1 pseudogene is annotated in these 510 nt (G+C 64.1%); it reads left to right on the forward strand.

The window, feature by feature from the left end:
- A pseudogene (locus WT24_RS06640) lies at nt 1-510 on the forward strand (hypothetical protein); the annotation flags it as partial.

Below are 510 nucleotides of genomic sequence, written 5' to 3' on the forward strand. Positions count from 1 at the left end.
CGGCACGATCCTGTCGAACGTGGCAGCGGGTAAGGCTGACAAGGATGCGGTGAACCTTGGCCAGTTGAAGGAAGCGGGCCTGGTCACGCAGGTGGACCCGAACGACCCGAACAAGGGCGTGACGTCGCTGGCGGTGGCGTACGACGATGCGACGAAGTCGAAAGCGACGCTCGGCGGTGCAGACGGCACGATCCTGTCGAACGTGAAGGCGGGTGTGGCTGACAAGGATGCGGTGAACGTGTCGCAACTGAAGTCGTCGGGTCTGGTCGGCGAGGACGGCAAGGCACTGGCCGCAGTGACGTACGACAAGAACGCGGACGGTACGCCGAACTACGGCAAGGCCACGCTCGCGGGCGCGGACGGTACGATCCTGTCGAACGTAGCGGCGGGTAAGGCTGACAAGGATGCGGTGAACCTTGGCCAACTGAAGGAAGCGGGCCTGGTCACGCAGGTGGACCCGAACGACCCGAACAAGGGCGTGACGTCCTTGGCGATGACGTACGACGATGC

Origin of the sequence: Burkholderia sp. MSMB1078WGS, assembly GCF_001528895.1 — a bacterium.
Lineage (GTDB): Bacteria > Pseudomonadota > Gammaproteobacteria > Burkholderiales > Burkholderiaceae > Burkholderia.